This is a genomic window from Shinella sp. 838 (genome assembly GCF_029623935.1).
Lineage (GTDB): Bacteria > Pseudomonadota > Alphaproteobacteria > Rhizobiales > Rhizobiaceae > Shinella.
Genome location: NZ_JARSBQ010000004.1, coordinates 26,714 through 44,781, shown reverse-complemented (window position 1 = coordinate 44,781; position 18,068 = coordinate 26,714). Strand labels below are relative to the sequence as shown.

The window sequence follows — 18,068 nt, the reverse complement described above, 5'->3', positions numbered from 1 at the left end:
TTTCTCCTCAGAATGCGACGCGGTCGCCACCCTTGAGACCGAGTATGGCGCGCGCCTCGTCGGGCGTTGCGACCTCCAGCGAAAGACCTTCGAGGATCGCGCGGATGCGTCGTACCTGATCCGCGTTCGAGGTCGCAAGCGCACGGCCATCGAAAAGACTGTCCTCCAGGCCGACGCGCACGCTGCCGCCCATGGTCGCCGCCATCGTTATCATCGGCATCTGCCTGCGCCCGGCGGCGAGCACCGAGAAACGGTAGTCATCGCCGAACAGCTTGTCGGCGATGCGCTTCATATGGACGAGGTTTTCCGGATCCGCGCCGATACCGCCAAGCACGCCGAAGACGAACTGCATGAAGGGTGTGCCGGGGATGAGCCCGCGATCGCGGAAATGGGCGAGCGTGTAGAGATGCCCGACATCGTAGCATTCGAACTCGAAGCGCGTACCGCACCCCTCCCCGAGACGTTTGAGGACCGTCTCGATATCGGCGAAGGTGTTGCGGAAGATCGTGCCGCGCGTCGCCTCCAGAAGCGCGGGCTCCCAGGCGTGTTTCCACTCCCGCGGCCGGTCGAGCATCGGGAAGAGGCCGAAATTCATCGAGCCCATGTTGAGCGAGCACATTTCCGGCTCGGCGGCGAGCGCTGCAGCCAACCGGTCCTCCAGCGCCATGACGGAGGAGCCGCCGGTGGTGATGTTGATGACCGCATCGCTCGCCTGCCTGATGACCGGCAGGAAGCGCATGAAGACCTTGGGATCGGCCGTCGGGCGGCCGTCATCCGGGTCGCGGGCGTGCAGGTGCAGGATCGATGCTCCCGCTTCTGCGGCTGCGATGGCTTCGGCGGCGATGTCCTCCGGCCTGTAGGGCAGATGCGGCGACATGGACGGCGTGTGTACCGACCCCGTCACCGCGCAGGTGATGATGACCTTGTCCGATTTCATGACCGGCTCCTACTTCGTGACTGGCAGCGAAAGCTCGCCGGAAAGTTGCGCCAGCGTCGCATCGAGGATCGTCACGATCTCGCCGACCTGCGCCTCGGTGGTGATCATCGGCGGGCAGACGAGGAAATGATCGCCCTCGACGCCGCCGCGCGTGCGGCGCGAATAGATGATGAGGCCGCGCTCATAGGCAATGTCGACGACGCGCTGATGCGCATCGAGCGCCTTGGGCAGCGGTGTCATGGTCGCACGGTCGGACACGAATTCGGCGGCGAGCAGCAGGCCCTTGCCGCGCACGTCGCCGATGAACGGGTAACGTTCGGCAAGACACTCCAGCTCGGCCTTGAGAAGATCGCCGATGCGGGTGGCGTTGCCGAGCAGATCCTGCCGCTCGATCTCGTCGAGCACGGCAAGCCCCGCCGCGCAGGCGAGCGGATTGCCGGCATAGGTGTAGCCATGGGCAAAACCGCCGCGATCAAGCACCGGCTTCACCAGCCGGGAATGGGCGATCATCGCACCGAGCGGGCAATAGCCGGCCCCTAGTCCCTTGGAAAGCGCGACGATGTCCGGCCGGCAGTTCCAGTGGTCACCACCGAGATAGCGGCCGGTACGGCCGGCTCCGCTCATCACTTCGTCGTGGATCAGGAGGATGCCGTACTTGTCGCAGATCTCGCGGATGCGCGGATAATAGCTGTCGGGCGCGACGAGCGCGCCGGTGGAAGCACCGCCGATCGGCTCCATGATGAAGGCGAGAACGCTTTCCGCCCCCTCCTCGAGGATCTTTTCCTCCAGCATGTCCGCATAACGGATGCCGCGTTCCTCCATGGAAAAGTTGTCGCGGTCGAGATAGGCGGTCGGTGCCTTGATGTGCGGCATGTCGCGCAGCATCGGCAGGAAGGGTTTCTTCAGCGCATCATAGCCGGTGACGGCGAGCGCACCGAGGGTCGAGCCGTGATAGGAAGGGAAGCGCGAGATGACTTTCCAGCGCTCCGGCTGGTCGGTGGCGAGCGCCCATTGCCGGGCGAGCTTCAGGCAGGATTCCACCGCCTCCGAGCCGCCGGAGACGAAGAACACCCGGTCGAGCCCCTCGGGCATGTAACCGGAAAGGCGCCGCGCCAGATCTTCCGCCGGCTGGTTCTCGAAATGCAGGCGGTAGGCAAAGGTCGCCTTGTCCATCTGCCGCTTCATGGCATCGAGCACGTTGCGGTTGGAATGGCCGATATTGACGACCATCGCGCCGCTCGAGCCGTCGATGACCTTTCGGCCGTGTTCGTCCCAGATGTAGATGCCCTCCGCCCGGTCGGCGAGCGGCCGACGCATGCGGGATTGGTAGAAGAGGTGGGAGGCCGGGCGTTCGCCGGATGCATTCTGATGCTGGCTCATGATCGATCCATGAAAGAAGGAAGCGGTTTCAGCGGCCGGAAAACTCTAGCCGCCCAGGAATTTCTTCAGGAAGCTGCGGGTGCGCTCCTGCTTCGGATTGCGGAAGAGCTCGGCCGGGCTGTCCTCCTCCACGACCGCGCCATCGGCCATGAAGATCACCCGGTCGGCGACTTCGGCGGCAAAACGCATCTCGTGGGTGACGATCACCATGGTCATGTGCTCGCTCGCCAGCTGCTTCATGACGAGGTTGACCTCGTCCACCAGTTCCGGATCGAGCGCCGAGGTCGCTTCGTCGAACAGCATGACCTTCGGCTGCATGGCAAGCGCCCGGGCAATCGCCACACGCTGTTTCTGCCCGCCCGAGAGGCGTGCCGGAAAGGCATCGATCTTGTCGGCAAGGCCGACCTTGTCGAGCATCTTCAGAGCAAGCGCCCTCGCCTCCGCTTTCGCCATGCCCTTCAGCTTGGTCGGGGCGATGGTGATGTTCTCCGCAACGCTCAGATGCGGGAACAGATTGAAGTGCTGGAAAACCATGCCCATCTGCTGGCGCACATTGTTGATGTGGCGTTCGAAGGAACGGCGATCAAGCTTTTGATTTACCTGAACACCATCAAGCCAGACCTCCCCGCCATCGAGCGTTTCGAGATGGTTGATCGAGCGGAGCAGCGTGCTCTTGCCCGAACCGCTCGGGCCGATGACAGCGACGATCTGGCCGCGCGCCACGCTGAAATCGATGCCCTTCAGCACCTCCAGCGGCCCGAAGAATTTTTGGGCGCCACGCACCTCGATCATCGGACGGGTATCGTTCATCGCGAAAGCTCCACTTTCCGTTCGATCCCGCGCAGGACCGCTTCGAGGATGAGATTGAGGCCGTAGTAGAGGGCGGCGGCCGTCAGGTAGAATTCGAAGGGCCGATAGGTCTCGCTGATGACGAGCTGGGCGCTGTGCACCAGTTCGGCGATACCGATCATCGAGACGATCGACGACTCCTTCAAGAGCGCGATCATCATGTTGCCGACCGCCGGCACCGTGTTGCGCACCGCCTGCGGCACGACGATGTAGATCCGCGTCCGCCAGGCCCCGAAGCCGAGCGAGCGCGCCGCCTCCGTCTGTCCCTTGTCGAGGGATACGATGCCGGCGCGAAAGATGTCGGCATTGTAGACGGCGAAATGCAGGCTGAGAGCGATGATGCCCGACCAGATGGCGGGAATGTCGATGCCGATTTGCACGAGGCCGAAATAGATGAGGAAGAGCTGCAACAGCAGCGGCGTCCCCATGAAGAGCCACATGAAGAGACGTACGGGATAACGAACGACCGGCGAGGCATAGAGCACGAGAAGGGCGAAGCCGATGCCGGCGAGAACGCTGAGCACGGCGGAGGCGGTGGAGATGACGACGGTCCACCACAGGCCCTTGCCGATCAGCGGCCAATATTCAGGAACGATACTGAAATCGAGACCCTGCATCTTCACGCCTCCCCGGCATAGGCGCGGTCGAGACGGTCGATGACGAGCGTCAGGCCGTAGACCATGATCATGTAGAGAACCGCCGTCACCGCGAAGATCTCAAAGGGTTTGTAGGTGGAGCCGATGAAGCGTTGCGCCGTGTAGGTGAGTTCCACCACCGAGATGGTGGCGACGAGCGCCGTGCCCTTGACCAGCGCCACGGCATTGACGCCAAGCGGGCGGATCATCAGTTTGGCGGCCTGCGGCAACACGATCCAGCGCATGGACTGCCCTTCGCCGAAACCCAGCGAGCGTGCCGCCTCCATCTGTCCCCGATCGACCGACAGCACGCCGCCGCGGATCGATTCCGCCATGTAGGCTGCGATGTTGAGCCCGAGCGCAATCGCCCCTGCCGCGAAAGGTTCAAGCTGGATCCCGACCTGGGGCCCGCCGAAATAGAGCAAAAAGATCTGGATGAGCGCCGGCGTGCCCCTGAACACGCTGACATAGGCCGCACCGACGAAACGCAATGCCGCGACATGCGAGAGGCGGAGCATCGCGATCAGCGCCGCCACCGTAAGCCCGATGGCAAGCGACAGCAGGGAAAGCTCGACGGTCGTCCAGGCCGCCTGGACGAAGACTGGGACAATGCGGCCGATGAGAGCGATATCCATTGCCGGATCCTCGACGATCGGTCAGCCGGCCGGCAGTTTCCTGCCGCACCGGCCCTGTGACGGGCAGAAAGAGGTCAGCGGATGTCCGAGCCGATCCACTTCATGGCGATGGCCTCATAGGTACCGTCGGCCATCATGTCGTCCAGCGCCTTCTGCATGGCGGCCTTCAGCTCCGGATTGCCCTTGCGGATGGCGATGCCGATCTTGTCCTCGGTACCGGCAAACTCGGGCACGTCGAGCTTGACGACCTTGTCGCCCGTCTGCTTGACCGCGATCGATACCGGCACCGCATCGACGATCATCGCCTGAATGCGGCCGGCCTTGAGTTCGAGGAAGAGCTCCGGCAGCCCCTTATAGGTGCGGATTTCCCAGCCGCCGCGCTCGCGTGCCCATTTCTCGTGGGTTTCGCCGAGCGTCACGCCGATCGTCTTGTCCTTGAGATCGTCGATCGACTTGATCTCGGACCCGTCCGAAACGAAGACGCCGCGCCCCGACTTGTAGTAGGGGCCGACGAAATCGACGGCCTTCTCGCGCTCCGGGGTAATGGTCATGCTGCCGATGATGGTGTCGTATTTACCGGCAAGCAGGCCCGCGATGATGCCGTCCCAGGCGGTGCTGACGCCGGCACCCTTCACGCCGAGGCGCTTGGCGATCTCGTTGCCGATATCGACGTCGAAGCCAACGGTCTGGTTGCTGTCGTCAACGAAGCTGAAGGGCGGATAGGCGCCACTGTTGGCGAACTTGAACTCTCCCGCGGCCTTGATGGTCTCAAGGTCGTCGGCACGCGCGGCAAGCGGCGCTCCGAGAACGGAGAAGGCAAGGCCTGCGGCCACGGCATAGGACAGAATGGACTTCAACATGATTGTTCCCCTTGTTGGTGCAGGATCACCGCCGGAGCAATGACGCCCTTGGGGGACGATATGTCGCCAAGCCCATGCATTTCGCAAATAGATATATGAAATGCAGTTCATAGCTTCAGGAAATGATATACTTGATGCCTGCTATCGCCCACTGTGCTTCCTTCAAGCGCCACCGGCGGCAGATCCGAGTTGGTTTGCTCGGGCCGGATCACCATGACAAGCTCCTGGGCCGGATCGGCGGTGAAACTGCCGAACTCCGTGCCTTCGCACGCTCTTCGCCTGATCAACTCGCTTTGCAGGGTTCTGGAAAACTGGAACGCATCGGCTGGCGGTCAGGCATTCATAAGCGCCTCGATCAGTCGGTCCCGCGTCAGCGGCAGGTCGCGCATCCTCAGCCCGAGCGCGCGGGACGCCGCGTTTCCGATGGCCGCGGCCACCGGCCCCTGTGCGGCCTCGCCCGCGCCGAGCGGCGGGTGCATCGGATCGATGATGAACCGTGTCTCGATCTCTGGAACTTCCGAGAATTTCAGGATCGGATAGGCATTCCAGTCCAAGGCCGGCACCCGGTCGCCCTCAACCTTGACCTCTTCCTTGAGGGTCCAGCTCGCCGCCTGGATCGCGCCGCCCTCGATCTGGCTGCGCGCGCCCTCCGGGTTGATCACAAACCCCACATCGGCGCAAAGCCACAACCGCTCCAGCCTGACCTCCTCTTCCACCGAGACCTCGGCAACCGCAGCAAGCCAGGCGCCCTTGTTCTTGTAGCGGGCGGCGGCAATCCCAAGCGACCGCCCCTCACTGGCTCCATGGCTGCCGGGCCAGCCGCTCATTTCGGCCGCCCCTTCGAGCACGGCGCGACAGCGCTCGTCGCTGAGATGGCGAAGCCGAAAATCCAGCGGGTCGGCACCGGCGAGATCCGCCAGTTCGTCCATCGCCGATTCGATGGCAAAGACGTTGAGATGGGCGCCGAGCGAACGCAGCGAAGAGGTGCGGATGCGGCTGCGCGTATCGAGCCGGACTGTCACGGTCTGGCCCGGGAAGTCATAGATCGCCACGGCATTGCGCGCGGCACCGCCACCGGCAGCGGCGGGAAGGTCCGCAACCTTGCCCGGCAAATGGGCGCTGTCGAGCGCCTCGGCCGAACTGAGATTGACATGGCCGCCGAAGCCCGGGCGCTGGGCATGCGGTTCGCTCACCACCGAGAGGTTCCAGGACATAACCCTGCCGGCGGCATCGATCTCCGCCTCGACGGCCGCGGACATGGCAGCCCCCAACGGACCGCGTCCGAGCTCGTCCTCCCGTGACCACTGGATACGCACCGGCTGGCCCGGCCGTTCCAGTGCGATGATGGCCGCATCGAGCGCGGCGTCGTCGGCACCGTTGTGGCCGTAGCAGCCGGAGCCGTGCGCATGGACGACCCGAACCGCCGGCAGCGCGAGCCCGAGGCATCTGGCTATCTGCGCGCGAAGCGGAAAAATACCCTGCGAATGGCTCCACACCGTCAGCCGGCCGGCATCGAACAGGGCAAGGGCGCAGGACGGGCCGATCGATGCATGCGCCACATGTGCCCGCGAGTACCGTTCGTCAAGCCTCGCCGCCCCGCGAGAAGACGGGGCCGATCCAACCCGGGTGACAACCTCCCCGGCGGTTTCCGCCGGCCGCCAGCGGCCGGGCACCTCTTCCCATGTGGTGAACCTGCTCGCATCGGCATGTGCGGCATGAACACCATATTCGTCCGGTCCGATGAGGGCGAAAAGGTCGTTCCTTCGCAGAACCGCGATGCCGGGATAGCGGCGCTGCAGCCATGCCTCATCGACATCGGCGAGGCGAGCGAGCCGGAACGGTTGCCGGATGACCCTGGCATGCAGCAGCCCCGGCAGGGAAAGATCATGGATGAAGCCGGCACCACCGCGCTTTGCCGCCATATCGATGCGCGCGTGGTCGGCGCCCACGGCGCAGCGCGCGGCAATGGGCTGGACAGGCACATTGCCACTGACGGGCTGCCTCCAATCAACCAGGGCGGCGACCGACCAGAAATCGAGGCCCGTCGGTGCACCCTCGAGAAGCACGACACCATCGTGACACGAGAGACGGGCGGCATCCGCACCAAGGCGGGCGGCAGCGGCATCGATCAGCGCTGCACGCGCCTGCGCCATGGCGATGCGGATGGAGGCGCCGGAGACCTCGACAGACTGGCTGCCGGCGGTGATGCCCTCGTCCGGCGAGCAATCGGTATCGCACGGGGCCAACCTCACCAGCCCTGGATGGAGACCCAGTTCATCGGCAGCAATCTGCGCAAGCGCCGTGAGGATGCCCTGGCCGAGTTCGACCTTGCCCGAGCGGATGGCAACAACGCCCGGCTCATCGAAGGAGACCCAGCGACCCAGTTCGGGATTGTCCTGGAGGCTTTTGGGAAGCGCGTTGTCCGCCATCACACCGCCTCGCCGAGACGGGCCACGGCACGCTCCGCCGCGCGCAGGATACTGCCATGCGCTCCGCAGCGGCACAGGTGCTTGTCGAGCGCCGCGAGGATCATGTCCCGGCTCGGCCGGCGCTCCGTTTTGAGCAGCGCATGGAGACGCATCAGGATGCCGGAGATGCAGTATCCGCACTGGCCGGCCTGCTCCACCTCGAAGGACGCGAGCAGGATCGCGCCGACACGGTCGTTCGCCAATCCCTCGGGCGTCGTCACGTCAGCCCCGGCCAGGGCAGACACAGGCAGCGTGCAGGAATAGCGTGCCTGCCCGTCAATGCTGAGCACGCATGCCCCGCACTGCTCCAGGCCACAGCCGAAATGGGTCGCCTTGAGATCAAGCTGGTTGCGCAGCACGAAGAGAAATGGCGCCTCACCGGTTTCATCAACCTGCGCCGGCGATCCGTTGAGCCGGAAGGAGACGGGCGCGCTCATGGTTTGCGCTCCGCAGTCGCGGCGCGGTCTTCCTTCGCCCGCTTCAGCCGGTAGGCCGTCGGCGTCATCCCCGCCGAACTCTTGAACGCCCGAAGGAAATACTTCTCGTCGTTGTACCCGACGCGGTAGGCGATCTGACCGATCGTATCGTCGGTGAGGACCAGACGCTCCCGGGCGTCCTCGATCCGCATTTCGCGGATCAGCACCTGGAAACTGGTGCCGGTATACTGGCGGATCAGAGCGCACAGCCGGCTCTTGGAGAGACGTGCGGCGGCCGCCGCTTCATCGAGGCTCGGGCCACGTGTATAGTTTTCGCCTATGAACTCGGCGATGCGGCGCATGTGCCCGCTGTCGCGACCGACCACCGGCAGCGTCCTCGACAGTTCGGCGAATTCGGCCTCGTGATCCTGGCACAGCGTGGCAAGCATCAGCGTCAGCTCGGCACGCACAATCTCCGCTGCCCCGATGCGCTCGGACCCGTGCTGGTCGATCATCGACCTGATTGCGCGCTCCGCTCGTTCGCTCTGTGCGGTATCGAGATCGAAGTTCACATGGTTCTGCCACGCAAAGGGAGTCAGTTCCGGCGCCAGCCGCACCAGCTCCGCCACGGGGTAGGAGCGCGTGATGTTGGGGCGCAGGAAATCGAGATCGAAATAGGCAACGACGCAGCGCGTCGCATAGTCGAAACGGATCTGGTGCGGCACCATCGGTGCGATGAAGTAGATGGAACCAGCTCTGGGCTTGTGCGACGTCAGGCCGATCCGGATCGCCGGCGCATCCGACAGGAAGTAAAGAATCTGAAAATAATCGTGCTTGTGGGCGGGGTAGAGCCGCTGGGTGTTCTCCACGAGCCTGATGTGGAAACGCGGGCTGCCGGATCGGTCGAGCGCATAGGAACGGAAGGGGGCGACCTCGCCCCGATCCTGCCGATCGTCGTCCGGGTCCACTTGCGGTGGCTCCGTCCTGCCGCTTCCCTTGGCCATGTGCGCTCCTGTCCTGCGATCCTCTCAAGAAACGTGGTCTCCGGTCGCCTAGGTTTTTGCACCCTCGGCAACCGCGGCATGAAACTCCGGCACGGCTTCGAACAGATCCGCGACCAGACCGTAGTCGGCAACCTGGAAGATCGGCGCGTCCGGGTCCTTGTTGATCGCAACGATCACCCTGGAATCCTTCATGCCGGCGAGGTGCTGGATTGCACCGGAAATGCCGCAGGCAATGTAGAGGTCGGGCGCGATGATCTTGCCCGTCTGCCCGACCTGGAGATCGTTCGAGACATAGCCGGCATCGACGGCCGCGCGGCTCGCGCCGATCGCCGCCCCCAGCGCATCGGCCAGCGGGGCCAGCACCGTTTCGAAGTTTTCAGCGGACGCCAACGCCCGCCCGCCCGACACAACGGTCCGCGCGCCCGCCAGTTCCGGGCGCTCGGATCGCGACAGTTCGCTTCGGACGAACGACGACCGCCCCGGATTTGCCGGGATGGCAACGGCTTCGATCGGTACCGCCGCAGTTGCAATGGATGCAGCAGGAAAGGACGAGGCGCGAACGGTCAGCACCGTCTTCGCGTCCGTGGAACGGACGGTCTGGATGACGTTGCCAGCATAGATCGGGCGCTGGAACAGGTCCGGCCCGTCGACCGCAATGACGTCGGATATCTGCATCACGTCGAGCAGCGCAGCGACGCGCGGCAGGATGTTCTTGCCGCTGGTGGTGGAGGGGGCGAGGATGGCGTCATAGCCGGCGGCGAGACCGACGATCAGCGCTGCCACCGGCTCGGCAAGCCGGTTCGACAGGGCAGCGTGGTCCGCGACGAGCACCCTGGCGACGCCGGTCAGCCGGGCCGCTGCTTCGGCGGCCGCGCCGCACCCCTCACCTGCGACCAGGACGTGGACATCGCCCCCCATTCTTCCCGCGGCGGAGACCGCCTTGCCGGTCGCGTCGTCAAGCAGCGTGTCGTGATGCTCTGCAAGTACGAGAATGGTCATGCGAGAACTCCTGCTTCCGTGCGCAAGCGCGCAACAAGTTCACCCACCGATCCAACCTTGATGCCGGCCTTGCGGGTTGCCGGCTCGTGGACCCGTACGACCGTCAGGCGCGGCTCGATCGCCACACCATAATCCGCAGGCGTGCGTTCATCGATCGGCTTTTTCTTGGCTTTCATGATGTTGGGCAGCGAGGCGTAGCGCGGCTCGTTCAGCCGGAGATCGGCGGTGACGAGCGCCGGCAGAGGCAGATTGACCGTCTGCAGGCCGCCATCGACCTCGCGGGTGACCTCGATGGTCCCGTCGCCGACGACGATCTTCGAGGCAAATGTCCCCTGCCCCCATCCCAGCAATGCCGACAGCATCTGGCCGGTCTGGTTGGCGTCGTCGTCGATCGCCTGCCTGCCGGTGATGATGATATCCGGCCGTTCGGCCTCCACGACGCCTTTCAGGATCTTGGCGACGGCGAGCGGTTCAACCACCGCGTCCGTGCGGACCAGGAGGCCGCGGTCCGCGCCCATCGCAAGGGCCGTGCGCAGCGTTTCGGCTGATTTTTCCGATCCGATCGACACGACGACGACGTCGCTCGCCTGACCCGCCTCCTTCAACCGGACCGCCTCCTCGACGGCAATCTCATCGAACGGGTTCATCGTCATCTTGACATTCGCAAGGTCGACGCCCGAGCCGTCCGCCAGGGCACGCACCTTCACGTTGGGATCGGCGACCCGCTTTACGGCAACCAGTATCTTCATCTCCGTTCCTCCTTTGACAGGCGCTGGGGCAGGCGAACCGTCCTGTCCCCTCGCCCGCTTCGCTTCAGGTTTCCGGGCCGGCATATTTGCCGGCGGTGGCGGGGAACATGTTCTTGATGATCTTCATGCGGCTGACATCCACCGTCGCATCCATGTGCAGGAAGATCGCCGCATCGCGGAACAGCTTTTCAATGCCGAATTCCAGCATGGCACCGTTGCCGCCATGAAGCTCCAGCGCATGGGTCGCGACTTTCATGATCTCCTCCGAAGCATAGACCTTGGCCATGTTGCAGAGAACGTCGGCATCGGGATGCGCCTCGTCCACCGCCTTCGACGCCCGCTCGACCAGTGACCGGACGGCTTCGATGCGCGTTGCCATGTCGGCAAGCCGCAACGCCACGGCCTGGTGTTTGATGAGGATGCGCCCGCCCTGGACGTAGTTCTGGACATAGTCCGCCGTGCGCTCGAAACAGGCAACGCCGACCCCAAGGTTCTTGGCGGCCTGGATGATCTTGCCGGCACGGAAATACTGGCCGGCAGAGGCCAGCGCCGTGCTCTTGACGAGCAGATGGTCAGCCGGAATGCGGCAATCCTCGAAAACCAGCTCGCCGTTGTTCATGAACCGGCAGCCCATGGTTTCGTTGCACTTGGTGACGGTCAGGCCCGGCGTTTCGCGGGGAACCAGGAAGCTCGATGTGCCCTGCAGCATGCCGACGGAGGGATCGGTGTTGGCATAGACGACATAGAGACTGGCGTCGAAACCGTTCGAGATGAACTGCTTGCGACCGTTGATGACCCAGTGGTCACCGTCCAGCACCGCCTTGGTGTGCATCGAGGCTTCCGGCACATTGTAGGGCAGCCAGCGGTCGGAGGCGCCCCTCGGTTCGGTTAGGCAGTGCGCCAGAAGGAACTTCGGATCCTCCAGCAGGCGCGGAAACCACTTCTCCTGCAGGTGCTTGGCAGCGAATTGTCGGATGACGATCGAAACCTTCCAGTTCTGCACGAGCTTGTCGGCGAGGCCGGAATCGCCGCGGGCGATTTCCTCGGAGATCAGGGCGAAGGTCCGTACCTCGGTCTCCCGCTCAAGATCGATGCCGCCGAACGCCTCCGGCACGCCAAGGGTACGGATGCCGATCGCCTCGGCGCCTTCGAGGATCGCGCCCGGCAACCGTTCGCCGGGACTCATGTCCCATTCGCGTTGCCAGTTCGACCGGATGAAGGGCGTCACCACATCGTCGACAAACGATCGGCAGCTGTCGCGCATCAGGCGCTGTTCCTGGGACAAGATCCCATCATCGGCGTGTATCATCGTCGCTCCCCTTGAGTGCTAAGCGGTCGGCTGCTTGGTCTTCCGCTGTGCCTCAATTGGTATCAGCACCCTGGATACCTGATCAGGCGGTGGTGTCCGCTTGTGGTGGACAATCGTCCAGCTTCAAGTGGACATTTTCTACCTCACCCCGTCCGATCGACTTGTCACCCGAATCCGTCAGCTTCGCGCATGCGCTGCCATAATCGGCAGCGCTAGACTTTCAGCCGCTCCGCGAGCCAATCGGCAACGAGGGGCCGATACATCCAGGGAATGTTGTTGCAGACATGGTTTCCGGTCGGAAAGACGTGTAGTTCCGCACCCGCCCTGCAGATGTCGGCACATTTTTGCGCTTCCGACGGCGGAAAGATCCTGTCGCGACCGCCATGCAGGACGAGCGCGGGAACTGCCGGTCCCCTGATGCCCGACAGGGTGAAGCAACGTGCGCTTTCGACGACGTCACCGCCCCCCAGCGCAAAGGTCATATTGTCCTGATAGACCTTCGGCAGCGTTGGCCAGAGCGCCCCGAGATCGTAAAAACCGTTGATGGAGACGACGGCGGCAAGCCCCTCCAGCGCGGCCGCCGCCCGCAACGCGAGGAAGCCGCCAAAGGCCATGCCGACGAGGCCGACGGCACCCGTCAGGCCGGGCCGCCCCTCGAGCGTCTTGATCGTAGCAGCGACCACCGGCGCGATGTCGGCGCGCAGGTGGCCATGGGATCGCCCCTCGCCCTGTCCCGGACCGTCAAGCGACAGCGTCGCCACGCCGCGAAGGAGGAAGTGCCGTTCGAAGGCCGGGAACTCCTCCTTGGTCGAATCCGAGCCGGGGATGATCAGCGCCAGCGGATGCGGTCCCGCTCCGGCCGGCCGGCGGAGATAGCTGCGCAGCACACCGCCCTCGAACGGCACCTCGACCAGTTCTCCGGGGTGCTCCAGCAGCGGTGCGGACCTGCGGAAGGTTGCCACCTTCAGCGCCGCGACGCGCTCCTTCGCATCAAGGTCGTCGAAAGCCATGAACTGACCGAAGTGGTAGAACAGGCTGGCGCGGGCGAAGGCTTCGCCTGCAGTGACTTCGCGGCCCTGCGCAAGGGCCGCCTCGCCCATCGCGGCATGGCGGTCGCCTTCGGCGCTCCAGGCGGTGAGCCAGTTCTCCCAGACGCCCGCGCTGTCGATCACCGCCCTCGCCGTTGCCGACGGTATGCCGGCGACCTCCATGCGCGGCAGCCAATGTTCCACCACACTCAGCAACCTGTTTTCCGCCTCGCTCATTCTCTCGTCCTTCCAGCGTTGCCGAACATATCCGTTTTCAGGGGTCGAACATTTCAAGGTCACGGGAATAAGAGTCTGCCTTCGCACGGTATCGTTCCGCGCCGCGTGACAGGTTCTCCGCCGCATCCCCATCGAGCGTCCTGACGATTTTGGCCGGAACACCGATGACGAGCGATCCGTCCGGCACCACCATGCCTTCGCGAACGAGCGAATTCGCCCCGACCAGGCACCGCTCGCCGATGCGGGCGCCGTTGAGGATGGTCGTACCCATGCCGATCAGGCTTCCTCTGCCGATGCTGCAGCCATGCACGATCGCATTGTGGCCGACGGTGACGTCCTCGCCGATCGCGACTGGAAACCCCGGATCCGTATGGATGACGCAGCCGTCCTGGGCATTCGAGCCGGCACCGAGGGTTATCGGTTCGTTGTCGCCGCGCAGGACAGCGTTGAACCAGATGCTGACGCCCGGGGCGATGCGCACGTCGCCGATGACGGCGGCGCCCCGGGGCAATGTAGAATTCGCCGTCTGCCGGCAGGCTGGGCGCCCGGTCGCCCAGCCGGAACAGTGTCGGATTGTGCATGATTTCCGGCCCATCCCTTCGGCTTCAGGTCGGCATTGCGAGAAGGATCGATGCCGGCGCATTGGTGCGGTTGACGAGTGCGCGCGCTTCGCCCGGCGCCAGCCGGCAGCTGTCGAGCACACCGAGCGTAACGGCGGTATCGGCGGTTTCGACCGTGACCTCGCCGGCAACGACGATGTAGATCTTCTCCACTGCCGCCGCCTTGAGCGAGGTGCGTCCGCCCGGCAGGAGATGCGACAGGCCGATCCAGATCGTGTCCGTCGCCGTCGCCTCCTTGCCCTGCAGGCGCAGGCAGTGCATGTCGTAGTGTTCGGCCGCCTCATAGGGCTTCGCCTCGCTGTAGCGCGTGACCTGCATGATGCGTCCTACGGCTTGAGCAGGACCCGCTCGGGCGTCCCGCGCAGCACTGAAGCGTAGGCCTTCGCAGCGTCCTTGAGGTCGTAGCAGCAGTCGGGATTGATCGGGAACGGCTTGAGCAGGCCCTCCTCGAACTTCAGCTTCAGCCGGTCGAATATCCGCGCGCCATCGACGGAGGACAGCGCCAGCGTGTCGATGCCTATATATTTGTGGCGGCCGCGGAAGAAGTTGAAGATGTCGAAGGGCACGGCGCGGTCGAAGGTCGAGATGAAGATCTGCCGCGCCTGCTTGGCCATCGCCTTGTTGGCGATCTCGAAATAGGGGCTGCCGACGGTGTTGAAGACGATATCGGCGCCGTGACCGCCCGTCATGTCGCGAACGATGGCCGCGACATCGTCGACGGCGCTGTTCAGCATCGTGACCGGGCCGTTGGTGTGGCCCATCAAGGGCTGTTCGTTGTACTCGACGGCGAAGACCTTCGCCCCGGCCATGGTGGCGAGCTGGATTGCGGCCTGCCCGACCTTGCCATTACCGCCGCAGACGAGCACGACATCGGTCGGCTGGGCGCCGCCCGCCTCGCGCAGGCCCTCATAGGCGGTGATGAAGGGCACGCCGACCGAGCCCGCCTCCTCCATCGAAAAGGTCTTCGGCTTGGCGTGCACGGCCTTCTGGTCGAGCACCATCCATTTGCCGTGGCTGCCATCCTGGCTGATGCCGAGCTCGCCGCCGCCGCCCCAGACCTCCATGCCGATCATCTGCGACGGCCCCTCACGCACGATGCCGCCGAAGTCGCGCCCGGGTATGCGCGGCCAGATGGCGTGCGGCATGTGGCCGAGCGAAGCCTTGACGTCACTGGGATTGACACCCGCCGCGACGATCTCGACCAGAACCTGGCCGGGGCCCGGGCGCGGTACGGCCACCTCGACGACATCGATCAGAAGATTATCGAGATCCGGCGATTTCTGGGAAACCCTGAGGGCATTGCCGGCTTTGGCGCTTGCTTGAATGTTCATGTCTTCGTCTCCTTTGCTCCAGCTGCGCCGCTCAGGCCGCAAGCCCCAAGATTTCCCTGGCTTCCGACGGACCGGCAATCTGCCCGCCGAGTTTCTCGATCAGATCGCGGGCGCGCTCCACCAGTTCGCCATTGCCCTTCGCCAGCACGCCCTTGGCGATGTAGGAATTGTCCTCGAGGCCGACGCGGACGTGCCCGCCGAGCAGATAGGCCTGCATCGCCATCGGGAACGACATCCGGCCGACGCCGAAGCCCGTCCAGACGGCATCGCGCGGCAGCATGCGCGCGGCGGTGGCCATCACGTCTGTCGTGGAGGGGAAGCCGTATTTGACGCCGGTGACGATGGTGAACATCGCCGGCGACGTCAGCACGCCCGCCTTCATCAGATCCTGCGCGAGCACGATGTGGCCGGTGTCGAAGACTTCGAGCTCCGGCTTGGAGCCTGCCGCGTTGATGATCTCGGCCATGATCTTGACGTTGGCGGGAGTGTTGATCACCACCTCGTTGCCGAAGGTCATGGTGTTGAGGTCGAGCGTGGCAATGTCGGGCTTCAGCGCGGTGATGTGCTCGACGCGCTTTTCCGGCCGCATCAGCGTCGTGCGCGGACCGGCCACCGCCGGGTTCTCGTCGCTCGGGTGGTAGCGCCCGCCCGGTCCCGTGGTCACGTTGAGGATCAGCGCGTTGTTCTTCGCCCTGATCCGCTCGACCACCTCGCGGTAGTGCTTCAGCTCCATCGACGGTTTTGCCGTTTCGGGATCGCGGACATGGATGTGGGCGATGGCCGCCCCGGCATCCGCCGCCTCGAGACAGGCGTTCGCAATCTCCTCCGGCGTCACCGGCAGGCCGGGATGGTTCTCCCGGGTCGTCAGATTGCCGGTCACGGCACAGGTGATGATGACTTTCGGCTGCATTACAGGTGCCTTCCTCCATCGACGACAATCCGGCTGCCGGTCGAGAACTTCAGATGCGTGGCGCAGGAGACGATCGCCTCGGCAACGTCCGCCGGGCTGGTGATCCGCTTGAGCGGAGTGGTCGCGGCGACCTTGTCGGCAAACTCCTTGCCGCGGCCCGGGACGAACTGCGTGTCGACGGCGCCGGGCGACACCACCATGACGCGGATTTCGGGGGCAAGCGCCCGGCCGAGCGAATTCGCCATGATGTCGACGCCCGCCTTGGCGCCGCAATAGGCGACATTCGAGCCGATGCCGGTGAAGGCGGCGATCGACGAGACGTTGACGATCAGGCCGTCACCGCTCGCCTTCAGCGCCGGCGCGAAGGCGCGGATCGTGGCGAAGACGCCGCGCCAGTTGTTGACAAAGATGCGGTCGATCATCGCGTCCGTCAGGGCGTCGAGATCGCCATGCGCCACCGGTTCCGTGACACCAGCCGTGTTGACGAGGATGTCCACTCGGCCAAGCCTCTCCAGCACCGCATTCCGGAACGCCTCGATCGTCGTGGTTTCTTCGATCGAGACCGGCAGCGCGACATGGCCTTCGCCGGCAAGTCCAGCGACGATTTCCTCTGCCTTCTGCCTACCCGAACGGTAGCCGACGACGACGGCCGCACCGGCGGCGGCGAGCATCCGGCAGGCCTCCCGGCCGATACCGCCGGAGCCCCCGACGACGACGGCCACCTTGCCCTCAAGCGGTTGATGGGAATTGTGCGCGGCCATGGATCAGCTCTTCTTTCCCGAAATCGGCGGCACAGGCATTGTCGATTTACCGGGCACCAGCTTGAAATCGTATTCACAGGTGTAGAAGGGCAGGCTCGCGTCCGGATAATCGGGATGCGGCTCGGTATGCATGACGAAGTTGCCGACGATCTGCTGCTTGGCACCGAACACGACATCGGCTGCCAGTGCCTTGGGCGTGTCGGAAAAGATCTGCGTGATCAGGGTCTTGTGCCCCGGCGCTGAAACGATGAAATGAACGTGCGCCGGCCGCATCGGCTCGCGCTTCTGGGCTCGCAGCAGCACACCGACGGGACCGTCCGTCGGCACCGGATAGCCTGCCGGCTTCACCGAGCGGAAATGATACCGCCCATCGGCCTCGCTCGTGAACTTGCCGCGAAGGTTGCAGTCCTCCTGGGTCTCGTCCTGGTTCTCGTAGAGACCCACGGGGGACGCCTGCCACACATCGAGCACGGCACCGGCGACCGGCGCGCCGTCGACCCCGATCACCCTGCCGGAGAAGAAGAGCGTGGCGCCGGGCGTTTGCGAGCGCGCGATGCAGTCGCCATTGGTGCAGATTGGCGCGCCACCGCGGTAGAACGGACCGAGCAGCGCCGACATCGTCTCGCCCTGCATGCCGTCATTGTTGATGAGGTCGATCAGCGTCGATGCGCCGACCACGTCCGCGGCAAGCACCACCTCGTTGTGGAACTCGTTCGTCAGCTGACCGATCTCGACGATCCAACGCAGCGCATATTCGAACTCCTCCTCGGTCGGGCGGGTCTTGAGAATGAACTGGTGAAGGTGTTCCACCAGCACGGTCATGACTTCCTTCAGCCGCGGATTGTCGGTGTTCGCCATCGCCGCAAGCACCGTGGGTGTGACATCCGCTTCCTTCGTGATGAGCTTGGGGGGGCTGCTGATATAGTCCATGATGATCCTC

At 64.5% G+C, this 18,068-nt stretch carries 19 protein-coding genes; all 19 read right to left on the bottom strand.

The window, feature by feature from the left end; translation table 11 throughout:
• Positions 1 to 7: 7 nt before the first annotated feature.
• Complete coding sequence (locus tag P9A16_RS14775; protein WP_023516444.1) at positions 8 to 937, bottom strand: 3-keto-5-aminohexanoate cleavage protein; 930 nt, start codon at positions 935 to 937, stop codon at positions 8 to 10.
• Between the two features lie 9 nt (positions 938 to 946).
• Positions 947 to 2,317 carry an aminotransferase family protein gene (locus tag P9A16_RS14770; protein ID WP_023516443.1) on the bottom strand — a complete coding sequence of 457 codons (1,371 nt, stop codon included), beginning with the start codon at positions 2,315 to 2,317 and terminating at the stop codon, positions 947 to 949.
• A 45-nt stretch (positions 2,318 to 2,362) separates the two neighbouring features.
• Entirely contained in the window at positions 2,363 to 3,127 is a 765-nt protein-coding gene (locus tag P9A16_RS14765; protein ID WP_023516442.1) for an amino acid ABC transporter ATP-binding protein, read from the bottom strand.
• On the bottom strand, positions 3,124 to 3,783 hold the full coding sequence (locus P9A16_RS14760; protein ID WP_023516441.1) for an amino acid ABC transporter permease: 660 nt from the start codon (positions 3,781 to 3,783) through the stop codon (positions 3,124 to 3,126). The genes P9A16_RS14765 and P9A16_RS14760 overlap by 4 nt, the downstream gene beginning before the upstream one ends.
• A 2-nt stretch (positions 3,784 to 3,785) precedes the next feature.
• Positions 3,786 to 4,436, bottom strand: a complete 651-nt coding sequence (locus tag P9A16_RS14755; protein WP_023516440.1) for an amino acid ABC transporter permease — start codon at positions 4,434 to 4,436, stop codon at positions 3,786 to 3,788.
• Between the two features lie 74 nt (positions 4,437 to 4,510).
• Positions 4,511 to 5,296 carry an ABC transporter substrate-binding protein gene (locus P9A16_RS14750; RefSeq protein WP_023516439.1) on the bottom strand — a complete coding sequence of 262 codons (786 nt, stop codon included), beginning with the start codon at positions 5,294 to 5,296 and terminating at the stop codon, positions 4,511 to 4,513.
• 332 nt (positions 5,297 to 5,628) lie between these two features.
• Complete coding sequence (locus P9A16_RS14745) at positions 5,629 to 7,725, bottom strand: molybdopterin cofactor-binding domain-containing protein (RefSeq protein WP_024271649.1); 2,097 nt, start codon at positions 7,723 to 7,725, stop codon at positions 5,629 to 5,631.
• The gene (locus P9A16_RS14740; protein ID WP_023516437.1) at positions 7,725 to 8,201 is read right to left on the bottom strand and encodes a (2Fe-2S)-binding protein; all 477 of its coding nucleotides are present in this window, start codon (positions 8,199 to 8,201) and stop codon (positions 7,725 to 7,727) included. Before P9A16_RS14740 ends, P9A16_RS14745 begins: the two co-directional genes overlap by 1 nt.
• On the bottom strand, positions 8,198 to 9,184 hold the full coding sequence (locus tag P9A16_RS14735; protein WP_023516436.1) for a helix-turn-helix transcriptional regulator: 987 nt from the start codon (positions 9,182 to 9,184) through the stop codon (positions 8,198 to 8,200). The genes P9A16_RS14740 and P9A16_RS14735 overlap by 4 nt, the downstream gene beginning before the upstream one ends.
• A gap of 48 nt (positions 9,185 to 9,232) precedes the next feature.
• Positions 9,233 to 10,183: an electron transfer flavoprotein subunit alpha/FixB family protein gene (locus P9A16_RS14730; RefSeq protein WP_024271650.1), complete on the bottom strand. Its 951-nt coding sequence runs from the start codon at positions 10,181 to 10,183 to the stop codon at positions 9,233 to 9,235.
• Complete coding sequence (locus P9A16_RS14725; protein WP_023512143.1) at positions 10,180 to 10,932, bottom strand: electron transfer flavoprotein subunit beta/FixA family protein; 753 nt, start codon at positions 10,930 to 10,932, stop codon at positions 10,180 to 10,182. Before P9A16_RS14725 ends, P9A16_RS14730 begins: the two co-directional genes overlap by 4 nt.
• Before the next feature lie 64 nt (positions 10,933 to 10,996).
• Entirely contained in the window at positions 10,997 to 12,196 is a 1,200-nt protein-coding gene (locus P9A16_RS14720; protein ID WP_197032974.1) for an acyl-CoA dehydrogenase family protein, read from the bottom strand.
• A 257-nt stretch (positions 12,197 to 12,453) separates the two neighbouring features.
• Positions 12,454 to 13,506 carry an alpha/beta hydrolase family protein gene (locus P9A16_RS14715; RefSeq protein ID WP_023512141.1) on the bottom strand — a complete coding sequence of 351 codons (1,053 nt, stop codon included), beginning with the start codon at positions 13,504 to 13,506 and terminating at the stop codon, positions 12,454 to 12,456.
• Positions 13,507 to 13,543: 37 nt separating this feature from the next.
• Entirely contained in the window at positions 13,544 to 14,017 is a 474-nt protein-coding gene (locus P9A16_RS14710; protein WP_443021663.1) for a gamma carbonic anhydrase family protein, read from the bottom strand.
• A 94-nt stretch (positions 14,018 to 14,111) separates the two neighbouring features.
• Positions 14,112 to 14,444 carry a cupin domain-containing protein gene (locus P9A16_RS14705; RefSeq protein WP_130514246.1) on the bottom strand — a complete coding sequence of 111 codons (333 nt, stop codon included), beginning with the start codon at positions 14,442 to 14,444 and terminating at the stop codon, positions 14,112 to 14,114.
• 8 nt (positions 14,445 to 14,452) lie between these two features.
• Positions 14,453 to 15,457: a quinone oxidoreductase family protein gene (locus P9A16_RS14700; protein ID WP_023512138.1), complete on the bottom strand. Its 1,005-nt coding sequence runs from the start codon at positions 15,455 to 15,457 to the stop codon at positions 14,453 to 14,455.
• A 31-nt stretch (positions 15,458 to 15,488) separates the two neighbouring features.
• Positions 15,489 to 16,367, bottom strand: coding sequence for a 3-keto-5-aminohexanoate cleavage protein (locus P9A16_RS14695; RefSeq protein ID WP_023512137.1), 879 nt, complete (start codon positions 16,365 to 16,367; stop codon positions 15,489 to 15,491).
• A complete protein-coding gene (locus P9A16_RS14690) occupies positions 16,367 to 17,128 on the bottom strand; it encodes an SDR family NAD(P)-dependent oxidoreductase (RefSeq protein ID WP_023512136.1) in 762 nt (253 codons plus the stop codon). Before P9A16_RS14690 ends, P9A16_RS14695 begins: the two co-directional genes overlap by 1 nt.
• Positions 17,129 to 17,131: 3 nt before the next feature.
• On the bottom strand, positions 17,132 to 18,058 hold the full coding sequence (locus P9A16_RS14685; protein WP_023512135.1) for a dioxygenase family protein: 927 nt from the start codon (positions 18,056 to 18,058) through the stop codon (positions 17,132 to 17,134).
• Positions 18,059 to 18,068: the final 10 nt, after the last annotated feature.